Consider the following 1569-nt stretch of genomic DNA (forward strand, 5'->3'; position numbering starts at 1 on the left):
CTTGGATGGAAAGATGTAAAATTTTGGTGAAGAACTTTGAGAGAAGTTTGACAGCGGCGACTGCCAAGCTCAACCTTTGTTTTATTAGGCTGATGATTAGAAGGCTTGCACCCTCTTCTTAGATGTCAAATGGGTTCTATAAAAAACGAGCCAATACCAAGACAACGATTGATTTATTAACTCAGTCCACAATTGAAGCTATTCCATTGCGTAGTGCAATTGGGGTGCTTAAACAGTTAGGAAATGATGTGAAAAATATCAAACTGCTAGCCGCTATTTACGGCATTACGCCCGATGAAGTGATGGAGTTGCTTGCCGAATAATTTGAAACAAAACTTTGCAGCCACCTCTTGACAAGTGGCTGCAATACTGCGATCGTAAGTAACAAGGAAGATTGAGGCGCGACTGCGCGGTGCTATCAACACCGAACAAGTCACGACTTCCCCAATACGTTGTACAAGAACGCTTGGAGCAAAATTATTATGCCACCAATTTCAGGTCAATCGCCAGATGCAGGCGACCAAATTTGCATTGACCGCAAAACGTTTAAGCAATTACTTGCTCTTCTAACTAGCTGTGTGGATGAGCTGGTAAATCCTCGGGACTGTGAAATTTTTCTCACATTCTTAGATACTTACTTATCTGAGAACAACAGTCCTGAACCCCGGAAAGCCTTGCTGCTTCTAAATTATTATCGTGATATTGTACCCGATGCCCTTGAGGAAGTTGTGGATCGGCTGCAAGAAGCAAGAGGAATTTTTAATGTCATCTTGGCCACTAGCAAATTAGGGGGGCAATGACTAGAGCCATTGTAGACAATGTAGACAGCGTTGTAGACACAGTGCTAGACAGTGAACTAGACAACTTGCTAGACGATTAGCAGCAGGATGAAAAGCGTGGGCCGGGGGGGGAGCTAAGCGTGGCCCGCCCCCCCGGCCGCGTCAGAGGTGCGCCGCAGGCCCGCAAGGCTAAAAAAAACCGGGTCGAGTGATACCCGGTAAACAAAAAGGAGAATAAATAAAAATGTAATAGTTAAGAAGGCGGAGAACAAAGGATTTGAAAGATTTTTGATTTTGTTACGTTATACAAGAAAAACTTGATTATGAAACAAAAAGGAAGCAAACACGGCGGTTCGAGGTTGGGGGCTGGGCGCCCTCACAAATGGCAAGGTGGCGAAACAAAATTAGTACGCATACCCGTTGCTTATGTAGACAAGATTTTGCGAATAGTCGCTTATATGGATGCGAATGAAGGACGGTTGCCCACTGATATTGCTTTTCATACTGAAGGGGATTTTTTTTCTATTCCTGGTTATGATGCTTCCAATGAACTGCCTTACCCGGATTTTGACCGTTACAATAAGCGGTATAGAAATAGCACTTGGAATAGCTGATGGCAAAAATTTTGAGTGACCCAAATCTTAGGTCTAGCAACTGGCAAAAATTTTGAGTGGCGGGCGTTCTTGCCTAGATTATGGATTTAATGCAAAAGCTCCGGGAACGTCCGACGCCAAAATTTAGCGAAGCGGTTGCCAGTTGCGGTCGGGTAAGCCCTAGAATATAGAGCAAG

General features: G+C 44.2%; 2 protein-coding genes. Both read left to right on the forward strand.

Annotation, left to right across the window (positions count from 1 at the left end):
* Nucleotides 1-482: 482 nt before the first annotated feature.
* Entirely contained in the window at nt 483-800 is a 318-nt protein-coding gene (locus tag ACUVJL_RS05730; protein ID WP_445244974.1) for a hypothetical protein, read from the forward strand.
* Between the two features lie 302 nt (nt 801-1102).
* Nucleotides 1103-1393, forward strand: coding sequence for a hypothetical protein (locus ACUVJL_RS05735; protein ID WP_445244975.1), 291 nt, complete (start codon nt 1103-1105; stop codon nt 1391-1393).
* Nucleotides 1394-1569 lie beyond the last annotated feature (176 nt).

The organism is Microcoleus sp. OTE_8_concoct_300, assembly GCF_031383065.1.
Lineage (GTDB): Bacteria > Cyanobacteriota > Cyanobacteriia > Cyanobacteriales > Microcoleaceae > Microcoleus.

Excerpts from the sequence above, each read along its gene's own strand:
- ACUVJL_RS05735 (WP_445244975.1), top strand. The coding sequence starts at position 1,103 with ATGAAACAAAAAGGAAGCAAACACGGCGGTTCGAGGTTGGGGGCTGGG.
- ACUVJL_RS05730 (WP_445244974.1), top strand. The coding sequence starts at position 483 with ATGCCACCAATTTCAGGTCAATCGCCAGATGCAGGCGACCAAATTTGC.